This is a genomic window from Streptomyces mobaraensis, assembly GCF_020099395.1.
In the GTDB taxonomy this organism is placed as follows: domain Bacteria; phylum Actinomycetota; class Actinomycetes; order Streptomycetales; family Streptomycetaceae; genus Streptomyces.
In genome coordinates this window covers 2,212,329-2,233,956 of sequence record NZ_CP083590.1, presented here as the reverse complement: position 1 = coordinate 2,233,956, position 21,628 = coordinate 2,212,329, and the positions used below count along the sequence as shown (strand labels likewise).

Here is a 21,628-nt window from a genome sequence, read left to right as displayed (position 1 = left end):
GGTCCCATGCGCACCCGAATTCTCGTACTTGGACAGCGCGTCGGCTGAAGCAGGCCGCGGTTCCCCGCCTGCTGACCCACACCGGCGCGCTCCCCTCGCTTGCCTTACGGCACGAGGGGTTTTTTGTTGCACCGATACCTCCACCGAGACTCCACCGTCCGACGGGACCGCGACGAAGCGGTTCCCCAGCAGCAGCCGACAGCGGCCCTACCGGGCCCGCCGCGGCTCCTAGCCGTCCGAAGCAGTCCGAAGCAGACGAAGCAGCCGATGCGGTCGCATCCGTCGCATCAGTCCCTCGAAAAGAGAAGGTCGATGTCCGAGCAGGCCACCGGAGTCCCCCATCCGCAGCCGCGCACCCGAGGCGGCGCGGCCCAGCAGCAGCCCGCCATCGTCGAGCCCGGCGTCACGGGCGCGCAGTCGCTCATCCGCTCGCTGGAGGAGGTGGGCGCCGACACCGTGTTCGGCATCCCCGGCGGCGCGATCCTCCCGGCCTACGACCCGATGATGGACTCCTCGAAGGTGCGCCACATCCTCGTCCGCCACGAGCAGGGCGCCGGCCACGCCGCCACCGGGTACGCGCAGGCCACCGGCCGGGTCGGCGTCTGCATGGCGACCTCCGGACCGGGTGCCACCAACCTCGTCACCCCCATCGCCGACGCCCACATGGACTCCGTCCCGCTGGTGGCCATCACCGGCCAGGTCTCGTCCAAGTCGATCGGCACGGACGCCTTCCAGGAGGCGGACATCTGCGGCATCACCATGCCGATCACCAAGCACAACTGGCTGGTCACCGACCCCGCCGAGATCCCGCGGACCATCGCCGAGGCGTTCCACGTCGCGTCCACCGGCCGCCCCGGGCCGGTCCTGGTCGACATCGCCAAGGACGCCCTCCAGGCGCGCACCACCTTCGTCTGGCCGCCCCACACCGACCTGCCCGGCTACCGGCCCGTCACCAAGCCGCACGCCAAGCAGATCCGCGAGGCCGCCAAGCTGATCACGCAGGCGAAGCGGCCGGTGCTGTACGTCGGCGGCGGGGTGCTCAAGGCGCAGGCGACCGCCGAGCTCAAGGTCTTCGCCGAGCTCACCGGCGCCCCCGTGACCACCACCCTGATGGCGCTCGGCGCCTTCCCCGACAGCCACCCGCAGCACGTCGGCATGCCCGGCATGCACGGCTCGGTCGCCGCCGTCACCGCCCTGCAGAAGACCGACCTGATCGTCGCGCTGGGCGCCCGCTTCGACGACCGCGTCACCGGGCGGCTCGACTCCTTCGCCCCGCACGCCAAGGTCGTCCACGCCGACATCGACCCCGCCGAGATCGGCAAGAACCGCGCCGCGGACGTCCCCATCGTCGGCGACGCCCGGGAGGTCCTGGCCGACCTGATCGTCGCGGTCCAGGCCGAGCACTCCGCCGGCCACGTCGGCGACCACACCGCCTGGTGGACCGACATCAACCGGTGGCGTGACGCGTACCCGCTCGGCTACGACCGCCCCGAGGACGGCAGCCTCGCCCCGCAGCAGGTCATCCAGCGCATCGGGCAGCTCGCCCCGGACGACACCGTCTACACGGCGGGCGTCGGCCAGCACCAGATGTGGGCCGCCCACTTCATCGCCTACGAGCGGCCCGCCACCTGGCTCAACTCCGGCGGCGCGGGCACCATGGGCTACGCCGTCCCGGCCGCCATGGGCGCCAAGGTCGGCATGCCCGACCGCACGGTGTGGGCGATCGACGGCGACGGCTGCTTCCAGATGACCAATCAGGAACTGGTCACCTGCGCCCTCAACAACATCCCGATCAAGGTCGCCGTCATCAACAACGGCTCCCTCGGCATGGTCCGCCAGTGGCAGGCCCTGTTCTACAACGAGCGCTACTCCAACACCGTGCTGCACTCCGGCCCCGAGGCCGACGGCAAGCAGCCCTGCTCCGGCACCCGCGTCCCGGACTTCGTCAAGCTCGCCGAGGCCATGGGCTGCGTCGGCCTGCGCTGCGAGGACCCGGCCGACCTGGACGCCGTCATCGAACAGGCCAACGCCATTAACGACCGGCCGGTGGTCGTGGACTTCATCGTCCACCAGGACGCCATGGTCTGGCCGATGGTCGAGGCCGGCACCTCCAACGACCGGATCCTCGCCGCCCGCGGGGTCCGCCCCGACTTCGGCGACGTCGTCGACGACTGACACCAGGAGAGAGAAGACCGACCATGACCAAGCACACGCTCTCCGTCCTGGTGGAGAACACCCCCGGCATCCTGGCCCGGATCGCCGCCCTGTTCTCCCGCCGCGGCTTCAACATCGACTCGCTCGCCGTCGGCGTCACCGAACACCCGGACATCTCCCGCGTCACCATCGTCGTCAACGTCGAGTCGCTGCCGCTGGAGCAGGTCACCAAGCAGCTCAACAAGCTCGTCAACGTGCTGAAGATCGTCGAGCTGGAGGACTCCGGCGCCGTCAAGCGGCAGCTCGTCCTGGTGAAGGTCCGCGCCGACAACGAGACCCGTTCGCAGATCACCGAGATCGTCCAGCTGTTCCGCGCCAAGACGGTCGACGTCTCCCCGGAGGCCATCACCGTCGAGGCCACCGGCGGCGGCGACAAGCTCAACGCCATGCTCAAGATGCTGGAGCCGTTCGGCATCAAGGAACTGGTGCAGTCCGGCACCATCGCCATCGGCCGCGGCGCCCGCTCGATCACCGACCGCAGCCTGCGCGCCCTGGACCGCTCGGCCTGATCCCCCCTCGGGGTCCGGATAACGGGACCCGACGACACCCCGCCTCCCCGCCGTCATACGGTGGGACGCAACACCTCGCATTCAAGGAGAAACCACACGTGGCTGCCGAGCTGTTCTACGACAACGACGCCGACCTGTCCATCATCCAGCGCCGCAAGGTCGCGGTCCTCGGCTACGGCAGCCAGGGCCACGCCCACGCGCTGTCGCTGCGTGACTCGGGCGTCGACGTCCGCGTGGGCCTGCACGAGGGCTCCAAGTCCCGGCAGAAGGCCGAGGAGCAGGGCCTCCGCGTGGTCACCCCCGCCGAGGCGGCGGCCGAGGCCGACGTCATCATGATCCTCGTCCCGGACCCGGTCCAGGCCGAGGTCTACGAGGAGTCCGTCAAGGACAACCTCAAGGACGGCGACGCGCTGTTCTTCGGCCACGGCTTCAACATCCGCTTCGGCTTCATCAAGCCCCCGGCCGGTGTCGACGTCTGCATGGTCGCCCCCAAGGGCCCCGGCCACCTGGTGCGCCGTCAGTACGAGGAGGGCCGCGGCGTCCCGTGCATCGCGGCCGTCGAGCAGGACGCCTCCGGCAAGGCCTTCGAGCTCGCCCTCTCCTACGCCAAGGCCATCGGCGGCACCCGCGCCGGCGTCATCAAGACCACCTTCACCGAGGAGACCGAGACCGACCTCTTCGGCGAGCAGGCCGTGCTCTGCGGCGGCGCCTCCGCCCTGGTCAAGGCGGGCTTCGAGACCCTCGTCGAGGCCGGCTACCAGCCCGAGATCGCGTACTTCGAGTGCCTCCACGAGCTGAAGCTGATCGTGGACCTGATGTACGAGGGCGGCCTGGAGAAGATGCGCTGGTCCGTCTCCGAGACGGCCGAGTGGGGCGACTACGTCACCGGCCCGCGCATCGTCACCGACCAGACGCGCGCCGAGATGAAGAAGGTCCTCGCCGAGATCCAGGACGGCACCTTCGCCGAGAACTGGATGAAGGAGTACAAGTCCGGCCTGCCGAAGTACAACGAGTACAAGAAGGCCGACGAGGACCACCTGCTCGCCACCACCGGCCAGAAGCTGCGCAAGCTGATGAGCTGGGTCGACGACGAGGCGTGATCCCTCAGTGATCTCCGGTTCCGGTGGGGCCGCTTCCGGGCGGCCCCACCGGGCTCCCCCGTCCCCGGTTGTCCACGGTGGCCGGTCCCGCCGGGTGATCCTTGCGGAACGGAGCAGAACGCCCGCCCGTCCGCCGATACACTTCTCCGCAACAAAGCGCGTCAGGCTCACAGCGTCGTGCGTCTCCAACGCGGCTGCGCCCCTTCACCGCCTGCGGCCGTCGGGACGGCCGTCATTTCCCGTGCCCCCCACGGCACGTCCGGGAAACCCATGGACCAGTGAGGACTGAGGACCCCGTGAGCACTGCTTCGACCCGCAAACCCGTTGTACTCATCGCCGAGGAACTCTCGCCCGCCACCGTCGACGCGCTCGGCCCGGACTTCGAGATCCGGCACTGCGACGGCGCCGACCGAGCCGACCTGCTGGCCTCCATCGTGGACGTCGACGCCGTCCTCGTACGCTCCGCCACGAAGATCGACGCCGAGGCGGTCGCCGCCGCCAAGCGGCTGCGGGTGGTCGCCCGTGCCGGCGTCGGCCTCGACAACGTGGACGTCTCCGCCGCCACCAAGGCCGGCGTGATGGTCGTCAACGCCCCCACCTCCAACATCGTCACCGCCGCCGAGCTCGCCTGCGGCCTGCTCATCGCCACCGCCCGCAACATCCCGCAGGCCAACGCGGCGTTGAAGAACGGCGAATGGCAGCGGTCCAAGTACACGGGCGTCGAACTGTCCGAGAAGACGCTCGGCGTGGTCGGCCTGGGTCGCATCGGCGTGCTCGTCGCCCAGCGCATGGCCGCCTTCGGCATGAAGGTCGTCGCCTACGACCCCTATGTCCAGCCCGCCCGCGCCGCCCAGATGGGCGTCCGCCTCTGCACCCTCGACGAGCTGCTGGAGACGGCCGACTTCATCACCGTCCACCTGCCCAAGACCCCCGAGACGCTCGGCCTGATCGGCGACGAGGCGCTCCGCAAGGTCAAGCCGTCGGTGCGCATCGTCAACGCCGCGCGCGGCGGCATCGTCGACGAGACCGCGCTCGCGGCGGCGTTGAAGGAGGGCCGGGTCGCCGGCGCCGGCCTGGACGTCTACGCGTCCGAGCCGTGCACCGACTCGCCCCTCTTCGAGTTCGACAGCGTCGTCGCCACCCCGCACCTGGGCGCCTCCACCGGCGAGGCGCAGGAGAAGGCGGGCATCTCCGTCGCCAAGTCGGTGCGGCTGGCCCTCGCGGGTGAACTGGTGCCGGACGCGGTCAACGTGCAGGGCGGCGTCATCGCCGAGGACGTCAAGCCGGCGCTGCCGCTCGCCGAGAAGCTGGGCCGCATCTTCACGGCCCTGGCCGGCGAGGTCGCCGTCCGCCTCGACGTCGAGGTCTACGGCGAGCTCACCCAGCACGACGTCAAGGTGCTCGAACTCTCCGCCCTCAAGGGCGTCTTCGAGGACATCGTCGACGAGACCGTCTCCTATGTGAACGCCCCCCTCTTCGCCCAGGAGCGCGGCGTCGAGGTCCGCCTGACGACGGGTTCCGAGTCCCCCGAGCACCGCAACGTCGTCACCGTCCGCGGCACCCTCTCCGGCGGCGACGAGGTCTCCATCTCCGGCACCCTCGCCGGCCCCAAGCACCTCCAGAAGATCGTCGCCGTCGGCGAGAAGGACATCGACCTCGCCCTCGCCGACCACATGGCCTTCCTCCGCTACGTCGACCGCCCCGGCGTCGTCGGCACCATCGGCCGCATCCTCGGCGAGGCGGGCATCAACATCGCCGGCATGCAGGTGTCGCGGGCGACGGAGGGCGGGGAGGCGCTGGTCGCCCTGACGGTCGACGAGTCGATTCCGCTGCCGGTGCTCGCGGAGATCGCCGACGAGATCGGCGCGGCGTCGGCGCGGGCGGTGAACCTGACGGACTGACGTCGGGGAATCGCCCCCGGCCCGCCCTTTCACCGTTTCTTGCGGGGGCGAGCCCCCGCACCCCCGAAGCGTCCCGTGGGCCTCAGCCCCAGGAAAGCCAGGCAGCCGTGAGAAGAATCCGTGCATCCGAGTTCCGTGGAAAGCCGCAGAATTACGTGGCGCAATTGGACCTGACAACCGGTCAATTGGTTTCGTGGTGGGGGCGTGAGGAAGTCACTCCGGATGATCTGGGGCCGTGGTTCACGTTTGCGTTCGCTCTGGACAACGGGACCCTGGCCGCCTTGGTCCGGGAAGTCGAAAATGCGCCGTCCCCGGGTTACATCCTGACGGCCATAGGGGAGCAGGATCCTCGCGCGACGCTGGCGGACTTTCTGGCAGAGGCGGGCCTCGACGCAGATTGCGTACTCCACGAGGGGTTGAGTAGCCGGACCGGCCACCAGCCCGTCCGGCGTTTGAGGACGAGTGGCGGAGCCGCGATCAGGGGGTCTGGGGCGTAGCCCCAGGAAACGGAGAAGGGGCGGGGCCGGGGCGACAACCCCCGACACCCGCCCCTGCCGCCTACCGCCCGGCGGCGACCGGTGCCTCCGCCGGTCGCTCGGCCGGGGCCGGGGTCGAGGGCCGCCCTCGCAGGGCCCGGACCGTCACCGCCGCTCCGATGAGGAGGACGAGCACCGCACCCAGCGCAGCCACGTGCATCCCGTGCACGAACGCCTCGCGCGCAGCGGAAAGCACCGCCTCACCCGACCGCCCCGGCAGCCGCCCCGCGACCGCCGCCGCGCCGGTCAGCGTCTCGCGGACCGTGTCGAGTTCGCCGTGCGGGAGGGTGGGGGACAGGGAGTCCGAGACGTCCCGCCGGTAGACGGCCATGCCGATGGTGCCGAACACGGCCATGCCCAGGGCCCCGCCGAACTCCTGGCCGGTCTCCAGCAGGGCGGCGGCGGAACCGGCCTTCTCCGGGGGTGTGGCACCGAGGGCCAAGTCGGAGACGAGGGCGGCGACGGTGACGATGCCGCAGGCGATGACCGCGCAGGAGATCAGGGTGAGGGTCAGGGAGGAGGTGCCGGCGCCGAGGAGGAGGGCGAAGCCGGCCGCGGTGACGACGAAGCCGGTGGCGATCACGTAGGCCCGGTCCACGCGCTGGGCGGCGACGGTGGCCAGTGGTCCGGCCGCGCCGACGGCGAGGGACGGGAGCGTGCCCCAGAGCGCCGCCTCCAGCGGGCCCTTGCCCAGGACCGACTGGAGGTACTGGGTGGTGAAGTACGAGGAGCCCATCATCGCGAACATGGCGAGGGTGTTGAGGCCGATGCCCGCCCCGAAGGCGCGGTCGAGGAACAGTTCACGGCTGATCATCGTGGACCGTCCGCCGCGCTGCCGCCGGACGAAGGCCGCGCCGAGCGCCAGCCCGGCGAGCAGGCAGAGCAGCCGGGGGACGCTGAAGCCGTCGGCCGCCATCTCCTTGATGCCGTAGATCGTCGGCAGTACGGCGCCCATCGACAGCACCACGCTCGGCAGGTCGAAACGTCCGGGACGCGGGTCCTTGAACTCCGGGACCAGGAGCGGCGCGCAGACCAGCAGCAGCACCATCGCGGGCACGTTCAGCAGGAAGACCGAACCCCACCAGAAGTGCTTGAGCATCACTCCGCCCAGCACCGAGCCGAGCGCGATGCCGCCGGCCATGGCCGCGGACCAGATGCCGACCGCCTTGGCGCGCTGCGCGTCGTCGCGGAACATGTTGCGCACCAGCCCCATCGTGCTGGGCATCAGCGTCGCGCCGCCGATCCCCAGCACGAACCGCGCCGCGATCAGCATCTCCGCGCTCTGCGCGTAGGCGGCGGCCGCGGAGGCCGTGCCGAAGGCGGCGGCGCCCAGCAGCAGGAGCTTGCGGCGGCCGATCCGGTCGCCCAGCGAACCCATCGTCATCAGCAGCCCGGCCAGGGCGAACGCGTAGCTGTCGAAGATCCAGAGCTGCTGGGTGCTGCTCGCGCCCAGGTCCCGGGTGATGGCCGGGACGGCGAAGAAGAGGACGGAGGTGTCCATCGAGACCAGGAGGAGGGGCAGCAGGAGGACGGTGAACGCCGTCCACTCCCTGCGCCCGGCACGCGGCGTGCTGGGGTTCGTCATGGGCAGGACTATACGGATGTCTTAAACGCTTGTCTATGACGGCCGTTTAAGACGGTCGTCCATGACATGCGTATGAGCGGCGGTTACGCTTCCGCCATGGGACATCGCGAAGACCTGCTGGAGGGCGCCAAGCGCTGCCTGCTCGACAAGGGCTGGGTACGCACCACCGCGCGCGACATCGTGGCCGCCTCCGGCGCCAACCTGGCCTCGATCGGCTATCACTACGGCTCGAAGGACGCGCTGATGATGGCCGCGTTCCTTCAGCTCACGGAGGAGTGGGGGGGAGCGGGCGGGGCAGGCGCTGGCCGCCGGCGTGAAGCCCGACGCCTCGTACGACGAGCGGATGGCGGCCTGCTGGGACTCGCTGCTCGAAGGGTTCGAGAACGACCAGGCGTTCTGGGCCGCCCAGTTCGAGATGATCGGCCAGCTCCCCGGCCGGCCCGAGTTGCGGGAGCGGTTCGCCGCCGTGCTGCCGAGCGGTCGCGAGGGTCTCGTGGCCGTCTTCGAGGGTGTCGAGGACGACCGGGTGCCCGCGGTCGCGACCCGCACCGTCGGCTCCGTCATCCACGCCCTGTTCATCGGGCTGTGGGTGCAGTGGCTGATCGATCCGGCGGTCGCGCCGCGCGGCAAGGACATCGTCGAGGGGATGCGGCGCATCGTCGAGGGGCGGGTGCTCGACCCGAGCGAGGCGTAGCCGTCAGCGAGGCGTAGCCGTACGAGTACCGGGGGGCGGGGCGGCCGGATAGCGGTCCCGTGTGGCCGGATTCCGGTCACGCCCCATGGACGGGTGCGGAACCCTCCGCTCTAATGGTTGCCCAAGGATACCAGTCCGCTTGCCGGAGGTCGTTCATGACCGAGACCGCGCAACCCCCGCTGTCCGCCCCCGACTTCACCCCGTCCGCCGCCCCGGAAGCCGCGACCCGGCCCTGGCCGCAGGACCGGGCCTGTCCGTACCATCCGCCCGCCGGCCACCTCCCGGCCCCCGAGGACCGCCCGCTCTCCCGGGTGACGCTCTTCGACGGCCGGGAGGTCTGGTTCGTCACCGGACACGCCGAGGTCCGGGCCCTGCTCCGCGACCGCCGCCTCTCCGCCGACCGGCAGCACCCGGACTTCCCGGTCACCATGCCGCGCCTCGCCGAGCAGGCCATCCGGCCCCTCCCGCTGCTGGGCGCCGACGACCCCCTCCACAACCGCCAGCGCCGGACCCTCATCCCGGGCTTCGGCCTCCAGCGGATCACGGCCCTCCGCCCCGCGGTCCAGCAGGTCGTGGACGACCAGCTCGACCGCATGCTCGCCGCCGGCCCGGAGACCGACCTCGTCACCGCGTTCGCCCTCCCCGTCCCGTCCACGGTGATCTGCTCGCTGCTCGGTGTCCCCTACGACGACCACGAGTTCTTCGAGACCCGCTCGCGGCGGCTGCTCGTCGCGAAGACCGCGGCGGAGGCCGGTGAGTCCCGCGAGGAGTTACGGGCGTACTTCCGTCGGCTGCTCGACCGCAAGCGCGCGGCGCCGGGCGACGGCCTCCTCGACACCCTCCTCGCCGACCCCTCCGGCACCCTGGACCGCGAGGAACTCGTCTCCATGGCGCTGCTGCTGCTGATCGCCGGCCATGAGACGACGTCCAACATGATCTCCCTCGGCACCTACACCCTGCTCCGCCACCCGGAGCAACTGGCCGCGCTGCGCGCCGATCCGGAGCTGATGCGGGGCGCGGTCGAGGAGCTGCTGCGCTACCTCTCGATCGCCGACTCGCTGGTACGGGTGGCCGTGGCGGACGTCGAGGTGGCCGGGGAGACGATCCGGGCGGGGGAGGGCGTGCTGCTCGCCACCCCGGAGGCCAACCGCGACCCGGCCTCCTACGCCGACCCCGACACCCTCGACGTGCGCCGCTCCGCCCGCCACCACGTGGCGTTCGGCTACGGGATCCACCAGTGCCTGGGCCAGAACCTGGCCCGCGCGGAGCTCGAAATCGCCTTCTCGTCCCTGTTCGCCCGTATCCCCACGCTGCGACTGGCCGTTGCCCCCGATGAGGTGTCCGCCAAACCCGGCGGCACCGTGCAAGGACTGTTCGCCCTCCCGGTCACCTGGTGACCGCAGAACGGAGTACCCCCATGCGCGTCAGCATCGATTCGGACCTGTGCATCGGCTCGGGTCAGTGCGCCCTCACCGCCCCCGGCGCCTTCGACACGGACGACGACGGCTTCGGCGTCGTCCGGCCGGAGGGCGAGGGCGGCGCGGACCCGATGGTGAAGGAGGCGGTGCGGGCCTGTCCGGTCCAGGCGATCACCCTCGACGAGGGCTGAGGACAGCCGCTTCCGGGACGGCCGGAGGGGGCTCCCCCCCCGGCCGCCCCGGCGCGCCCGGGCTCACACGCCCGGCGGCATGACCTCCTGCGGGTGCGCCGGCGGAGCGATGAGCTGGGCGTGGTTCGCCGCCGGGTTGACGTCGCGGTGGACGGCGCGGGCGACGGCCTGGATGGCGTCGATGCCGCCCTGCCAGGTGCGGTTGCCGTGGGTGAGGACGGACATGGTGTACGTCCGGCCGCCGACGGTGAAGGCGCCGATGCTGTGCACGCGCCAGAGGTGGTCCCGGTCGCGCTGCAGCCAGCCGTTCTTGACGTGCACCTTGGTGCCCTTGGGGGCACCGGCCGGGGTGCCCCAGCGCTGCGAGGAGATCACCTTGTTCATCAGGTCGAGGGCGTAGGCCCGCGACTTGTCGGTGATCAGCTTGTTGCGCGAGGTGAATAGGGCGAGCAGTCGCTGCTCGTCCCGCGCGGTGATCTGGGTGGTGCCCCAGGTCTGGTTGGGGAGCGTGCGCTTCATGCCGGCGGCCTTGACGAACGACGTGATCTTCGCCGTGGTGAGGCGGTTGCGGAGCTCCGTCGTGGAGTCGTTGTCCGACTCGGTGATCATCTTGTGGGCGAGCGACTTCTCACGCGACGTCAGCGAGCGCTTCGCCCGGTCGGCGTCCCACAGCAGGGTGCCGAGGACGATCGGCTTGAAGACGCTCGCGGAGTCGAACTGCCGGTCCGCGTCGTAGGTGCAGCTCGTCTTCGTCGCCGGGTCGTCGAACGCGATGCCGGTGTGGCCGGCCCGGCCGCGCAGCGCCGCGGTGATGTCCTTGGTGAGCTTGGCGGCGAGCCCGGCCTTGCCGGAGGTGCAGACGACCTGCGGCCCGGCCGCGGCGGCCGGTTCAGCCACGGCGAGCGGCGCGGCGACGGCCGCTGCGGCGACGACGGCGGTGAGGGCGCGGCGCGGGAGGCGGCGGGCTCTCGGGGCGTCTTCGGGTATCGGGTGTGCGGTCACGACGGGGTCCCCCCTGGGATGGGCCGTGGCGGGTCGTGCGCGGTGACGGCGCACCTCTTGACCCGCCCTTGAATCGAATGACTGCCCGATTCTCGCCCATGCTTCCTCCCAACAGGACAGGTGGTCCGCCCGTCCGGCACGGAGGCCATGCGGAACGCCCACTTCCGGCCCGCTGCCCGGCCGTTGACCGGAGGGCGGTCCCTACGGTCCCTACAGTTCCTACGGTCCCTACAGTTCCCGCATGACAGCGACCCCAGTGACCCCTCAGGACGAACTCCTCATCGATCTGATCAACCGCACCGACATGGAGGGCGCCGGCCCGCGCATCACGGTGATCGCCGGGGGCGTGGTGCTCGCCGGCCGCCTCGCGGCACACCGCCACTGGGCGGCCCACGTCGCCGGCCGGCTGGGCGACGGAGGCCTCCCCGAGGAGCGCTTCGCCGAGGACTTCACCCGCGAGGCGGCCGAACCCCCGGTCTACCCACCGGAGTTCGTCCATCTCCACGGCTGCCATCTGATCGCCGGTTCCAGTAGTCTGCCCGCACAGCTGGGCGAGTACTTCCGGATACCGGTGTCCGCGGTGAGCGCGTGGAGCGTCTGCTGAGCGACGCCCGCCCGCGGAACTTTCGTCCAAGACGGGACGGCCGGATTCGGCGACCGTAGGGGCATGCGCATCGACGACACGGACCCCGCCGCCTTGAACGGCGGTGCCGGCGCCGGAAACGGCTGGGAGGTCGCCCTCGGTGGCACCCGCCTCCCCGGCGTCCGGATGGCCGGCTTCCGGGACCGTGCCGCCGGCGGGCTGCACAAGCGGGTGCTCCCGCGGCCCGACGTGGTCGTCGTCATCGGGCTCGGCGAGGACCCGTTCACCGTCGAGGGCGCCACCGGACGGCAGTCCGTGCGGAGCTTCGTCGCCGCGCCGGCGTCCGGACCGGCCCGCGTCGGCGGGGAACGCGTCGAGTGCGTCGAGATGCGCCTGTCGCCTCCGGCCGCCTACGCGCTGCTGGGCGGCGTCTTCCCGCGGGAACCGGACCGGCCGGTGGTCGGCCTGGGCGAGGTGTGGGGACGGGACGAGGAGCGCCTGCGCGAGCGGCTGCCCGAGGCCGCCACGTGGGCCGAGCGCCTCGCCCTGGTGGACGGGTTCCTCACCCGGCGGGCCGCGCGGGCGCCGGCGGTGGCGCCCGAGGTCGCGGCCGTCTGGGAGCACATCGTGGTCCGGCGGGGCCGGGTACGAGTCGGCGAACTCGCCGCGTCCTGCGGCTGGAGCCGCAAGCGGTTGTGGTCCCGGTTCACCGCACAGATCGGCCTCACCCCCAAGCGCGCGGCCATGCTCGTCCGCTTCGACCACGCCGCCCGGGCGCTCCGCGCGGGCCGGAGCGCCGCCGACACCGCGCTGGCGTGCGGCTACGCCGACCAGCCGCATCTCCACCGCGACGTACTGGCGTTCGCGGGCCGCACCCCGGGCGCCCTGGCCGCGCGGCCGGCCGCTCCCACTTACCGTTCGACGGAAGGAAGAAACCCGTGACGACCACCGACGACCAGCGAGCGGCGGACACGGCCGACCGGAGCCTCATCGTCCGGACCGCCTTCGGCACCATGGCCGCGCAGACCCTGCGCGCGGCGGTACGGCTGGGGGTGGTCGAGCTGATCGGCGACACCCCGCGCCGAGCCGACGACATCGCCGCCGACGCCGGGGCCGACGCCCGGCCCATGACCCGGCTGCTGCGCGCCCTGGCCGGCCTCGGCCTGCTGCGGGAACACACCCCCGGCACCTTCTCGGTGACCCCCACGGGCACGCTGCTCGACCCCCGCCGCCCCGGCTCGCTCGCCTCGTTCGTACACGTCTTCACCGACCCGGTGGCGACGCGCGCCTGGGAGCGCCTGGACGACAGCGTCCGCACCGGCGACGTCGCGTTCGACGCGGTCTTCGGCACGGACTTCTTCGGCCACCTCGCCCGCCACCCCGAGCTGTCCGCGGCGTTCAACACGGCGATGAGCCAGGCCGCCGGGGCGGCCGCCGCCGCGCTGCCGTCCGCCTACGACTTCGGCCGCTTCACCTCGGTCACGGACGTCGGCGGCGGCGACGGAACCCTCCTCGCCGCCGTCCTCACCGCCCACCCGGGCCTCACCGGCGCCGTCTTCGACACGGCGGAGGGCCTGGCCGGGGCACCGGCGACGCTGGAACGGCACGGGCTCACGGAACGCTGCTCCCTGCACCCCGGCGACTTCCTCGCCCCCGGATCCGTCCCCAAGGGCTCGGACCTCCACCTGATCAAGAGCGTCCTGCACAACTGGGCGGACGAACAGGCCGCCACCATCCTGCGCCACTGCCGCGAAGCCCTGCCGCCCGACGGCGGCCGGGTCCTGATCGTGGAGCCCGTCCTCCCCGACGTCGTCGGCGCGAGCCCCGGAGACCACGCCACCGATACCGGAATCGCCTATCTGAGCGACCTCAACATGCTGGTCAACGTGGGCGGCCGCGAACGCACCCGCGCGGACTTCGAGGACCTGTGCGGCCGGGCGGGCCTGTCCGTCACCTCGGTCACCCCGCTCACGGGAGCCGCGCCGTTCTCCCTCGTCGAGGCCGCGGTCGTGGCCTGAGGGCTGAGCGGCCCTGCCTGAGCCCAGCGGCCCTAACCCAGCCGCGCCGCCTTCAACGTCATGTGGAGCAGCAGCCGGTCCTCGCCGTTGTCCAGGTCCAGGCCGGTGAGCTGTTCCACGCGGGACAGGCGGTAGTAGAGGGTCTGACGGTGGATGCCGAGGGCGGCGGCGGCGCGGCCGGCCTGGCCGGCGCAGTCGAGGTAGACCTCGGTGGTGCGGGCCAGCTCGGCGTGGGAGCGCTCCAGCAGGGGGCGGACGGCGTGGTCGGCCGCCCGGCCGGCGGGGAGGCCCGTCAGGACGCGGTACGGGCCGATGGCCGCCCATTCGGCGAGCGGGCCGAGGCGGCGTTCGGCCGCGGCCGCGCGGGCCGCGGACAGCGCCTCCGACCAGGCGTCGGTCAGCTCCGCGAGGCCCTTGCGCGGGGTGCCCAGGCCGGCGGCGGCCAGGCCCGGGCCGCCGTCCGCACCGGCGCGCGGGGAGTGCAGCAGCCGGTCGGCGGCGGCGCGGGCGGGGGCCGGGGCGCTGAGGGCCCGTAGCCGGACCAGGGCGGCCAGGGCCGCCGAGCCGTCCGGCAGGCTGTCCGGCACCGCGCAGAGCGCCGCCACCCCCGACCGGGCGGCGAACGCCGAACCGGGACGGTCGGCCGCGGCGTCGTTGGGGTCATCGGGATCCGTCCGCCAGGGCGCCACCGCCAGCAGCGCCAGCGGGCCGTCCGCCGCCGGGCCCAGGGCCTCGCGGAGGGCGAGCCGGGCCGCGTCGCGGCCCGCCGGGCGCGCGGTCAGCAGGTCCAGCAGCAGTTCGCCCAGCTCGGCGCCCGCGCGGGCCTCCGCCGCGAGCAGGGCGCCGATCCGGGCGGCCGTCTCCATCGCCTGCGCCACGCGCGGGTCCGGCGCGGCGGGGCCCAGGTCGAGGCCGGCCAGGTGCTCGTCGTCCAGCAGCCAGACGTAGCCGTGCACCACGCCCCGGTGGCGTACGGGAAGGCAGATGCGCCCCTTGAACACGCCCGCCGCCGGGTCCGGCGGGATCCGCATCGGCGCCTGCGCCCGGGCGATGCCGAACGCCTCGAACCAGGCCCGGACGGCCGCCGTCGAGCGCCGCTGGAGGATCGAGCGCGTCCGGACGGGGTCCATCGAGACCTCCAGATCGTCGTCGCCGCCGTGCGCGCCGAAGGCGATCAGGCCGAAGTCGCGGTCCTCCAGGGTCGCGGGCGCGCCGAACACCGCCGAGATCTCGTCCACGAGCTGCTGGTACTCGCCCCGCATGACGCGCCGCACTCCCTTTCGTCCCTTGTGTCCCGTCCTCGTCGTCTCCGGGAACCATTGTCATACATCTGTCTGAGATCCCGGCCACGGATGCGTGACAGCTGTCGATGGCCCGTGGGGTGGCGTGAAATCTACGTTTCACGTCGAGTTGGTTATGCCGTCGTCCCGAGGGGGACCGGCCGTCATCGTGGAGGTGCCCGTGCTGGGTCCCGTCATCCTCGCCGCCTCGCGCAGCGACCGCATGCGTCGTTTCGTGTCGGCCGCCCCGGGCACCAAGCAGGTCGTCGACCGCTTCATCGCGGGCGAGACCGTCGATCAGGTCATCCCGATCGTCAAGGACGCCGCGGCCAAGGGCCTGGAGGTCACCCTCGACGTCGTCGGCGAGGACATCACCACCGTCGAGCAGTCGTACGCGGCCCGTGACGCCTACCTGGAGCTGATCGGGCGCCTCAAGGAGCTGGGCCTCGGCGAGCGCGCCGAGATGTCCGTCAAGCTGTCGATGTTCGGCCAGGCGCTGGAGGGCGGCCACGAGCTGGCCCTCGCCAACGTCCGCCCGGTCGTCGAGGCCGCCGCCGCCATCGGCACCACCGTCACGCTGGACGCCGAGGACCACACCACCCTCGACTCGATGTTCGCCATCCACGAGGAGCTGCGGAAGGACTTCCCGCAGACCGGCTGCGTCATCCAGGCGTACCTCTTCCGCACCGAGGACGACGCCCGCCGGCTCGCCGCCGCGGGCAGCCGAGTGCGTATCGTGAAGGGTGCGTACAAGGAACCCGCCTCCGTCGCCTTCCAGGACAAGGCCGAGATCGACAAGGCGTTCGTCCGCGTCGTCAAGATACTGATGGCGGGCGAGGGCTACCCGATGATCGGGTCGCACGACCCGCGTCTGATCGCGATCACCCAGGAGCTGGCCCGGCAGGCGGGGCGCAAGCTGGACGAGTACGAGTTCCAGATGCTCTACGGCATCCGCGGTGACGAGCACGTCCGGCTGGCCGCCGAGGGCCACCGGATGCGGGTCTACACGGCCTACGGCACCGACTGGTACGGGTACTTCATGCGCAGGCTCGCGGAGAAGCCCGCCAACCTGCTGTTCTTCCTCCGCTCGATGATCACCAAGGGCTGAGACCCTCACAACCCCGTAAGGAGCCATGAGACTCATGGACGCTGTCACCCAGGTCCCCGCCCCGGTCAACGAGCCGGTGCACTCCTACGCCCCGGGCTCCCCGGAGCGCGCCCGCCTCGAGGCCAAGCTCAAGGAGCTGGCGGGCAACCCCATCGACCTGCCGATGACGATCAACGGCGAGAAGCGGATGGGCGGCGGCGAGCGCTTCGACGTCGTACAGCCGCACAACCACAAGGCTCGCATCGGCACCTACGCCAACGCCACCGAGCAGGATGCCCAGGACGCGATCGACGCCGCCCTGGCCGCCGCCCCGGCCTGGCGCGCGATGTCCTTCGACGACCGCGCCGCGATCATCCTCCGCGCCGCCGAGCTGCTCGCCGGCCCCTGGCGCGAGACGCTGGCCGCCTCCACCATGCTCGGCCAGTCGAAGACCGCCCAGCAGGCCGAGATCGACACCCCCTGCGAGCTCGTCGACTTCTGGCGCTTCAACGTGCACTTCGCGCGCCAGATCCTCGCCGAGCAGCCGGTCGCCAACTCCGCCGGCGTGTGGAACCGCAGCGACCACCGCCCGCTGGAGGGCTTCGTCTACGCGATCACGCCGTTCAACTTCACGGCCATCGCCGGCAACCTCCCGACCGCGCCCGCCCTGATGGGCAACGTCGTCGTCTGGAAGCCGTCCCCGACGCAGACCCACGCCGCCGTGCTGCTCATGCAGCTCCTGGAGGAGGCCGGCCTCCCCAAGGGCGTCATCAACCTGGTGACCGGCGACGGCCTCGCCGTCTCCGAGGTGGCCCTGAACCACCCCGAGCTCGCGGGCATCCACTTCACCGGCTCCACCAAGACCTTCCAGTACCTCTGGAAGACCGTGGGCAACAACATCGAGAAGTACAAGGGCTACCCGCGCCTCGTCGGCGAGACCGGCGGCAAGGACTTCGTCGTCGCCCACCCGAGCGCCGACCGAGCCATCCTGAAGACCGCCCTGACCCGCGGCTCCTTCGAGTTCCAGGGCCAGAAGTGCTCGGCCTCCTCCCGCGCCTACATCCCCCGCTCCATCTGGGAGGACGGCTTCAAGGAGGAGTTCGCGGCCGAGGTCGACGGCATCACCATGGGTGACGTCACCGACCTGTCGAACTTCATCGGCGCCGTCATCGACGAGCGCGCCTTCGCCAAGAACAAGGCCGCCATCGACCGCGCCAAGGCCGACCCGACCTGCACGATCGTCGCCGGCGGTACGTACGACGACTCGGTCGGCTACTTCGTCCGCCCGACCGTCATCGAGTGCACCGACCCGTCCAACGAGGTCTTCACCACCGAGTACTTCGGCCCGATCCTCGCCGTCCACGTCTACGAGGACGAGGACTTCGACGCGATGCTCCAGCAGATGGAGTCCGTCTCGGCGTACGCCCTGACCGGCTCGGTCATCGGCCAGGACCGCGCCGCGGTGGCCGACGCGATGGAGAAGCTCCGGTTCGCCGCCGGCAACTTCTACATCAACGACAAGTCGACCGGCGCCGTCGTCGGCCAGCAGCCCTTCGGCGGCGGCCGCGCCTCCGGCACGAACGACAAGGCCGGTGCGGCCACCAACCTCCTGCGCTGGGTCTCGACCCGGTCCATCAAGGAGACCCTGGTCCCGCCGACCGACTACCGCTACCCGCACCAGGGCTGACCTGCGCTGCCTTTGTGGGCCCCTGCCCCCGCCCGGCCGACGCCGGGCGGGGGCAGGGGTGTTTTCCGGGGTGTGGGGGCGGCCGGGGCGGACGGTTCACATGGTGGTCCGCCCGTCCACGGCCGAGCGGATCAGCGGTGGACGCCGACGCGGGTGAGGACGCTGATGGGGCGGCTGTTCCACGCCTCCTCCATGGTGGAGGGCACGTGGGATCCGCCGAAGCGGCACGGGTGGTCGACGTCCGGCCGCGGGTCAGAGCACCGCGGCGGCGCGCGGCGGCTGGATCGTCTCCGAGGACGAGCCAGGCACCGGTCCGTGTCCGGACGCGTGCACGCCCCGACCGCCGCGGCGAAACCGGCGAGTTGGCGGCGGACGCCGTGCCGCTCAATGCGGTCACGAGGCCCATCGCCGTCGCGAGCGTCAGCAGAAGCGCGCAGAGTTTTCGCAGCATTTCCCTTGTCGTCCCCTGGCCCGGCTGCCATCGGAGGAGGTCAGACGCCCCTCTTTCCGTGGCGCCGTCGGCCGGACCCGAACGCTAAACCGGCGCCGGACGTACGGATTGCCGGGCGGTGCACTTCTCGTTGCCTCTCCGCGCAGGAGAAGTCGCGAGGGGCGCGGACGGCCGGAAGGGCTGCGCGGAGCGCCGACTCGGCGTCGCACGACGCACAACGGGCGTGCCGTGCCTCGGGCCGAGGTGATTCACCGTTCTATCGGGACCCATGCGGCAAGCTCGTTGCCTCCCGGCTCCCGGAAATGGAACCGCCTGCCGCCGGGAAAGTCGAACGCCTCGACCGTGATGGTGCCGCCCGCCTCGAGCACCGCGCCGCGCGTCGTCTCCAGATCGTTCACCCGGATCACCGCGAGCGGCCCGGTCGGGGCTTCCGAGCGGTCCTGCTGGAAGCCGAGACCGACCCCGCCGCCGCAGTCCACATCGGTGTACTCCGAGCCGTACGGCGTCGCTGTCCAGCCGAAAACGGAGCCGAAGAACTCCGCGGACGCGTGGGCCGAGGTGGAAGGGAACTCGACCATCGTGAAACTGTTCATAGCCATGATCATGAAGGCGCGGCCTGGTGGTGGTAAAGGCTGCGGGCGCGCCCCACGTCGACGGGCTTGTTCCGGCCGAGGTCGAGGAAGAAGGCCACCTGCCACGCCTGGGTGCCGCGGGCCTGCCGGCTGGTCGTGGTCACCCAGGGCGGATAGACGCGGAACCCGCGCTTTCCGCCGGATCCGCCGCGCGAGACGATGCCGCGCTCGCACAATACGTCGCGCGGGAAGACGAATTGCCCGAAGCCGTCGGCGTCGCGGCTGCTGACGACGAAGAGGTCCACCCCGTCGTCGGCGTCGAAGGGCCGGATCGGCCCCTCCTCGGACCGCTGCCAGAAGGTGACGAACTGGCCCACCTTCGTCGGGGTGGTCTTGCCCACCCGGAAGCGGACCGACCGGCCGTCGAGCGTGAAGGCGCACGCCGCGTACTCGGCGCTCTCCGCTTCCGGCACCGGCGGCGAGCAGACGAAACCGCCCGGTCCGTACACCAGCGCCTCCGCCGCCGCCAGGTCGTCGTGCGTCCCCGCCCACGGCTGATTCGTCACCATGCCGCCATCCTGCCACCGCGCCCGTGCGGGCCGTCCGGGCGCGGGAGGGGTGCCGGATGTACGGCTCGACCCAGTGCTCCCGTGGCCGTGTCCCGGGCGGATGTCGTCCTCGTGCCGGCTTCGGGATGGGACAAGTGCGAAGAGGGACGGCACCTGGGTGTATCCGTCGTTTATCGGTTGTTGAACACGTTTTGCGACGGTGGCGTCGTCGGTCCGACCGGACCGTCCGCAAACCAGTCGAGGAGTTCCCCATGCGTGCACTGAGAATCAAGCGCGGCGCCGCCCTGGCCCTGGCCGCCACGGCGCTGGCCGCGACCGCGGCCGTGGCCGGCGCCGGCAGCGCGGCCGCTTCCTCGGGCGGCGGCTGCGCCGGACCCACCTGGAAGAACGTCTGCATCGCCGACCACAACAACGGCACCATAGGCGCCGACGCCTACCTGAACCTCGGGAACGTGAACTCCAACTGCTACGTGGAGTTCGGCGTCTTCGACAAGACCACGTGGGACTTCGCCACCCGCCAGTCGGTCTCCTGCCAGAACGGCTACCAGCACCTGGGCATCGTGCTGAGCAACCCGGCCTCCGGCCACCAGTACGTCGGCTTCACCAAGATCCACTGGTCCGGTGGCCCCGACCTGGAGACCACGGACAGCCCCGTCCTGACCTACTGAACCCCCTGAAACCCGCTGACCCCTGCTGCACCCGCTGAACCACGGCAGCCTTGCCGTCGGGCGCGAGGACGGACTTCCGGCCGTCCCGTCCGGTTCCCCGAACCGTTCGCCGCCCGATGGCAGGCTGCCGACGCGTGCCGGGCGTCTCAGATAGTAGGAAGCCCGAGTAAATACGGCGACAGCGCGGGAATGCTCGCTTAGCGTGGAGGAAGCCGAGCGTCCCGCTCCATCGAGCGACGGCGGACGCGGCCGGGCGCGTGAGCGCAGGTGATCCCTGCGAGCGTCCGGGCCCCCGCCCCTTCCCCGGCTCTTCGCATCCCTCGCAGGACTTCTTCCAGAGGAGACGTGACCCATGGCCGAGACCGCCGCCGTCCGCAAGCCCCGCCGTACGCGCCGCGCCGAGCGCGACACCGACCGCCTCAACGCCGCCGCCGCCCTCCAGCGCGCCCTCGACCGGCGCGACAACGGAGGCCCGGCGGGCCACTAGCGGCACAGCCGCGCGGCCGGTCCCGTATCCGCGCAGGGGCGTATCCGTGTGCGGGCGGGATCGTTCGTCAGCTCATGAACCAGCACACCGTCGTCCGTGCCGCCGGCGTCGTCCTGGCCCTCCTCGCGGGAGCCCAGGCCACGGCGGCCCCGGCGTGGGCGGGGGACACGGGCGGTGGCGTCCCCGCCCCGGCCGTCGGCGACGACCTGCCCCTGCCCCTGCCCTTGCCCCCGCCTCTGTCCCCGCTCCGGCCCTTGTGCGCTCCCGCCTCGGACGAGACCCCGTCGCCGTTCCCGGCCCTGGTCAACCTGGGCGTCCAGGACGTCGGCGTCCTGAGCGACATCGGTCCTCGGACGTGTGCCCGCGGTCCGGTCGACCGGGCCTTCTCCCGCATCGCCGGCTTCCCGGGCCTGGCGGGGATCGTGCCCGCCGGCTCCTGATCCCCTGGCCGACGTCGGTACCCGCCCGCGGTGCCACCGACGCGCTGTCGCATGGGAGAACGGGATCCGGTGGACGGAGTCGTCCACCGGATCCGCGCGGGACTCCCGTCAGGCCGTACGCCGGAAAGCGGGATCGGGCCGCCCGCTCAGCCGATGACCCGCACCGACTGGGGACCTCCGACGTGGGAGACCGCGCGGCCGGGGGCAAGGGTCGTGACGAACGTGGCGCAGGCTGTGCCGAGGAAGACGCTCACCGACTTGTTCGTGTCGTTGGCGACCTCGTCCGCCCGAACCTGGAGAGCGAGGCAGACGTTGTCCCGCGGATTCGTGATCTGGAGCTCCTGACCGCCGTTGAAGTACCGGATCCTTCCCGTGGCGGCCTGCGCGTTGGTGGTCAGGCCGGTGGCCAGCACGGCCGCCATGGCGATTGCCGGGCCGGTCCTGGCCAGGCGTGCGAGCGCGAGCATCAGAGGTCCCCTTTCCCGGGGCGGGCGCCGAGTTCGGTGTTTCGGCGTCCCAAGGATGAGAGTCCTCCGGCCGGGGTTTGACGCGCGATTACCCAAATGGGTGACGGGCCGCCCCAGGTTGCCGGGGGAGGGGCGGGTCCGGGCGCCTCAGCCCCTGCCCCCCTGCCTC

General features: G+C 71.8%; 21 protein-coding genes and 2 pseudogenes. 17 read left to right on the top strand and 6 right to left on the bottom strand.

Annotated elements, in window-relative coordinates:
- The first annotated feature begins 312 nt into the window (after positions 1-312).
- The 4 genes from K7I03_RS09330 (at position 313) to serA (ending at position 5,724) form a co-directional block, all read left to right on the top strand.
- Positions 313-2,175 (top strand): acetolactate synthase large subunit, encoded by a 1,863-nt coding sequence (locus K7I03_RS09330; RefSeq protein WP_185941214.1) that lies wholly within the window; start codon positions 313-315, stop codon positions 2,173-2,175.
- A gap of 23 nt (positions 2,176-2,198) precedes the next feature.
- Entirely contained in the window at positions 2,199-2,723 is a 525-nt protein-coding gene (ilvN, locus tag K7I03_RS09325) for an acetolactate synthase small subunit (RefSeq protein WP_185941215.1), read from the top strand.
- 98 nt (positions 2,724-2,821) lie between these two features.
- Complete coding sequence (gene ilvC / locus K7I03_RS09320; protein ID WP_185941216.1) at positions 2,822-3,823, top strand: ketol-acid reductoisomerase; 1,002 nt, start codon at positions 2,822-2,824, stop codon at positions 3,821-3,823.
- A gap of 296 nt (positions 3,824-4,119) precedes the next feature.
- Positions 4,120-5,724, top strand: a complete 1,605-nt coding sequence (serA, locus tag K7I03_RS09315) for a phosphoglycerate dehydrogenase (protein ID WP_185941217.1) — start codon at positions 4,120-4,122, stop codon at positions 5,722-5,724.
- A 558-nt stretch (positions 5,725-6,282) separates the two neighbouring features.
- Here serA and K7I03_RS09310 read toward each other — a convergent pair.
- The gene (locus K7I03_RS09310) at positions 6,283-7,845 is read right to left on the bottom strand and encodes an MFS transporter (protein ID WP_185941218.1); all 1,563 of its coding nucleotides are present in this window, start codon (positions 7,843-7,845) and stop codon (positions 6,283-6,285) included.
- Between the two features lie 66 nt (positions 7,846-7,911).
- On the opposite strand from K7I03_RS09310, the pseudogene K7I03_RS33775 reads away from it, so the two are divergent.
- The 4 genes and pseudogenes from K7I03_RS33775 to K7I03_RS09290 all read left to right on the top strand — a co-directional run.
- A pseudogene (locus tag K7I03_RS33775) lies at positions 7,912-8,037 on the top strand (hypothetical protein); the annotation flags it as partial.
- 121 nt (positions 8,038-8,158) lie between these two features.
- Entirely contained in the window at positions 8,159-8,539 is a 381-nt protein-coding gene (locus K7I03_RS09300; protein WP_224346966.1) for a TetR family transcriptional regulator C-terminal domain-containing protein, read from the top strand.
- A 155-nt stretch (positions 8,540-8,694) separates the two neighbouring features.
- On the top strand, positions 8,695-9,936 hold the full coding sequence (locus K7I03_RS09295) for a cytochrome P450 (protein ID WP_185941220.1): 1,242 nt from the start codon (positions 8,695-8,697) through the stop codon (positions 9,934-9,936).
- Positions 9,937-9,956: 20 nt separating this feature from the next.
- Positions 9,957-10,148, top strand: a complete 192-nt coding sequence (locus K7I03_RS09290) for a ferredoxin (protein WP_185941221.1) — start codon at positions 9,957-9,959, stop codon at positions 10,146-10,148.
- A 63-nt stretch (positions 10,149-10,211) separates the two neighbouring features.
- On the opposite strand, the gene K7I03_RS09285 is transcribed toward K7I03_RS09290, so the two are convergent.
- Positions 10,212-11,150, bottom strand: coding sequence for a serine hydrolase (locus tag K7I03_RS09285; RefSeq protein ID WP_185941222.1), 939 nt, complete (start codon positions 11,148-11,150; stop codon positions 10,212-10,214).
- Positions 11,151-11,391: 241 nt separating this feature from the next.
- On the opposite strand from K7I03_RS09285, the gene K7I03_RS09280 reads away from it, so the two are divergent.
- The 3 genes from K7I03_RS09280 (at position 11,392) to K7I03_RS09270 (ending at position 13,751) form a co-directional block, all read left to right on the top strand.
- On the top strand, positions 11,392-11,754 hold the full coding sequence (locus tag K7I03_RS09280; protein WP_185941223.1) for a hypothetical protein: 363 nt from the start codon (positions 11,392-11,394) through the stop codon (positions 11,752-11,754).
- Between the two features lie 63 nt (positions 11,755-11,817).
- On the top strand, positions 11,818-12,675 hold the full coding sequence (locus K7I03_RS09275) for a helix-turn-helix domain-containing protein (RefSeq protein ID WP_185941224.1): 858 nt from the start codon (positions 11,818-11,820) through the stop codon (positions 12,673-12,675).
- A complete protein-coding gene (locus K7I03_RS09270; protein WP_185941225.1) occupies positions 12,672-13,751 on the top strand; it encodes a methyltransferase in 1,080 nt (359 codons plus the stop codon). The genes K7I03_RS09275 and K7I03_RS09270 overlap by 4 nt, the downstream gene beginning before the upstream one ends.
- 32 nt (positions 13,752-13,783) lie before the next feature.
- Here the strand turns inward: K7I03_RS09270 and K7I03_RS09265 are convergent, their stop codons facing one another.
- Complete coding sequence (locus tag K7I03_RS09265) at positions 13,784-15,013, bottom strand: PucR family transcriptional regulator (protein ID WP_185941226.1); 1,230 nt, start codon at positions 15,011-15,013, stop codon at positions 13,784-13,786.
- 199 nt (positions 15,014-15,212) lie between these two features.
- On the opposite strand from K7I03_RS09265, the gene K7I03_RS09260 reads away from it, so the two are divergent.
- The 3 genes and pseudogenes from K7I03_RS09260 to K7I03_RS34485 all read left to right on the top strand — a co-directional run.
- The gene (locus K7I03_RS09260; protein WP_185941227.1) at positions 15,213-16,139 is read left to right on the top strand and encodes a proline dehydrogenase family protein; all 927 of its coding nucleotides are present in this window, start codon (positions 15,213-15,215) and stop codon (positions 16,137-16,139) included.
- Between the two features lie 34 nt (positions 16,140-16,173).
- Positions 16,174-17,805 (top strand): L-glutamate gamma-semialdehyde dehydrogenase, encoded by a 1,632-nt coding sequence (gene pruA / locus K7I03_RS09255; protein WP_185941228.1) that lies wholly within the window; start codon positions 16,174-16,176, stop codon positions 17,803-17,805.
- A gap of 105 nt (positions 17,806-17,910) precedes the next feature.
- Positions 17,911-18,042, top strand: a pseudogene (locus K7I03_RS34485) (IS630 family transposase); the annotation flags it as partial.
- 462 nt (positions 18,043-18,504) lie between these two features.
- On the opposite strand, the gene K7I03_RS09250 reads toward K7I03_RS34485, so the two are convergent.
- Positions 18,505-18,849, bottom strand: coding sequence for a VOC family protein (locus K7I03_RS09250; protein ID WP_185941229.1), 345 nt, complete (start codon positions 18,847-18,849; stop codon positions 18,505-18,507).
- 8 nt (positions 18,850-18,857) lie between these two features.
- Positions 18,858-19,397, bottom strand: coding sequence for a MepB family protein (locus K7I03_RS09245; RefSeq protein WP_185941230.1), 540 nt, complete (start codon positions 19,395-19,397; stop codon positions 18,858-18,860).
- A gap of 251 nt (positions 19,398-19,648) precedes the next feature.
- On the opposite strand from K7I03_RS09245, the gene K7I03_RS09240 reads away from it, so the two are divergent.
- From K7I03_RS09240 to K7I03_RS09235, 3 genes are all read left to right on the top strand, one after another.
- Positions 19,649-20,065: a hypothetical protein gene (locus tag K7I03_RS09240; RefSeq protein ID WP_185941231.1), complete on the top strand. Its 417-nt coding sequence runs from the start codon at positions 19,649-19,651 to the stop codon at positions 20,063-20,065.
- A gap of 352 nt (positions 20,066-20,417) precedes the next feature.
- A complete protein-coding gene (locus K7I03_RS33770) occupies positions 20,418-20,552 on the top strand; it encodes a hypothetical protein (RefSeq protein WP_260630089.1) in 135 nt (44 codons plus the stop codon).
- A gap of 74 nt (positions 20,553-20,626) precedes the next feature.
- Entirely contained in the window at positions 20,627-20,992 is a 366-nt protein-coding gene (locus K7I03_RS09235) for a hypothetical protein (RefSeq protein ID WP_185941232.1), read from the top strand.
- A gap of 146 nt (positions 20,993-21,138) precedes the next feature.
- Here K7I03_RS09235 and K7I03_RS09230 read toward each other — a convergent pair whose 3' ends face one another.
- Positions 21,139-21,459 (bottom strand): hypothetical protein, encoded by a 321-nt coding sequence (locus K7I03_RS09230; protein ID WP_185941233.1) that lies wholly within the window; start codon positions 21,457-21,459, stop codon positions 21,139-21,141.
- Positions 21,460-21,628 lie beyond the last annotated feature (169 nt).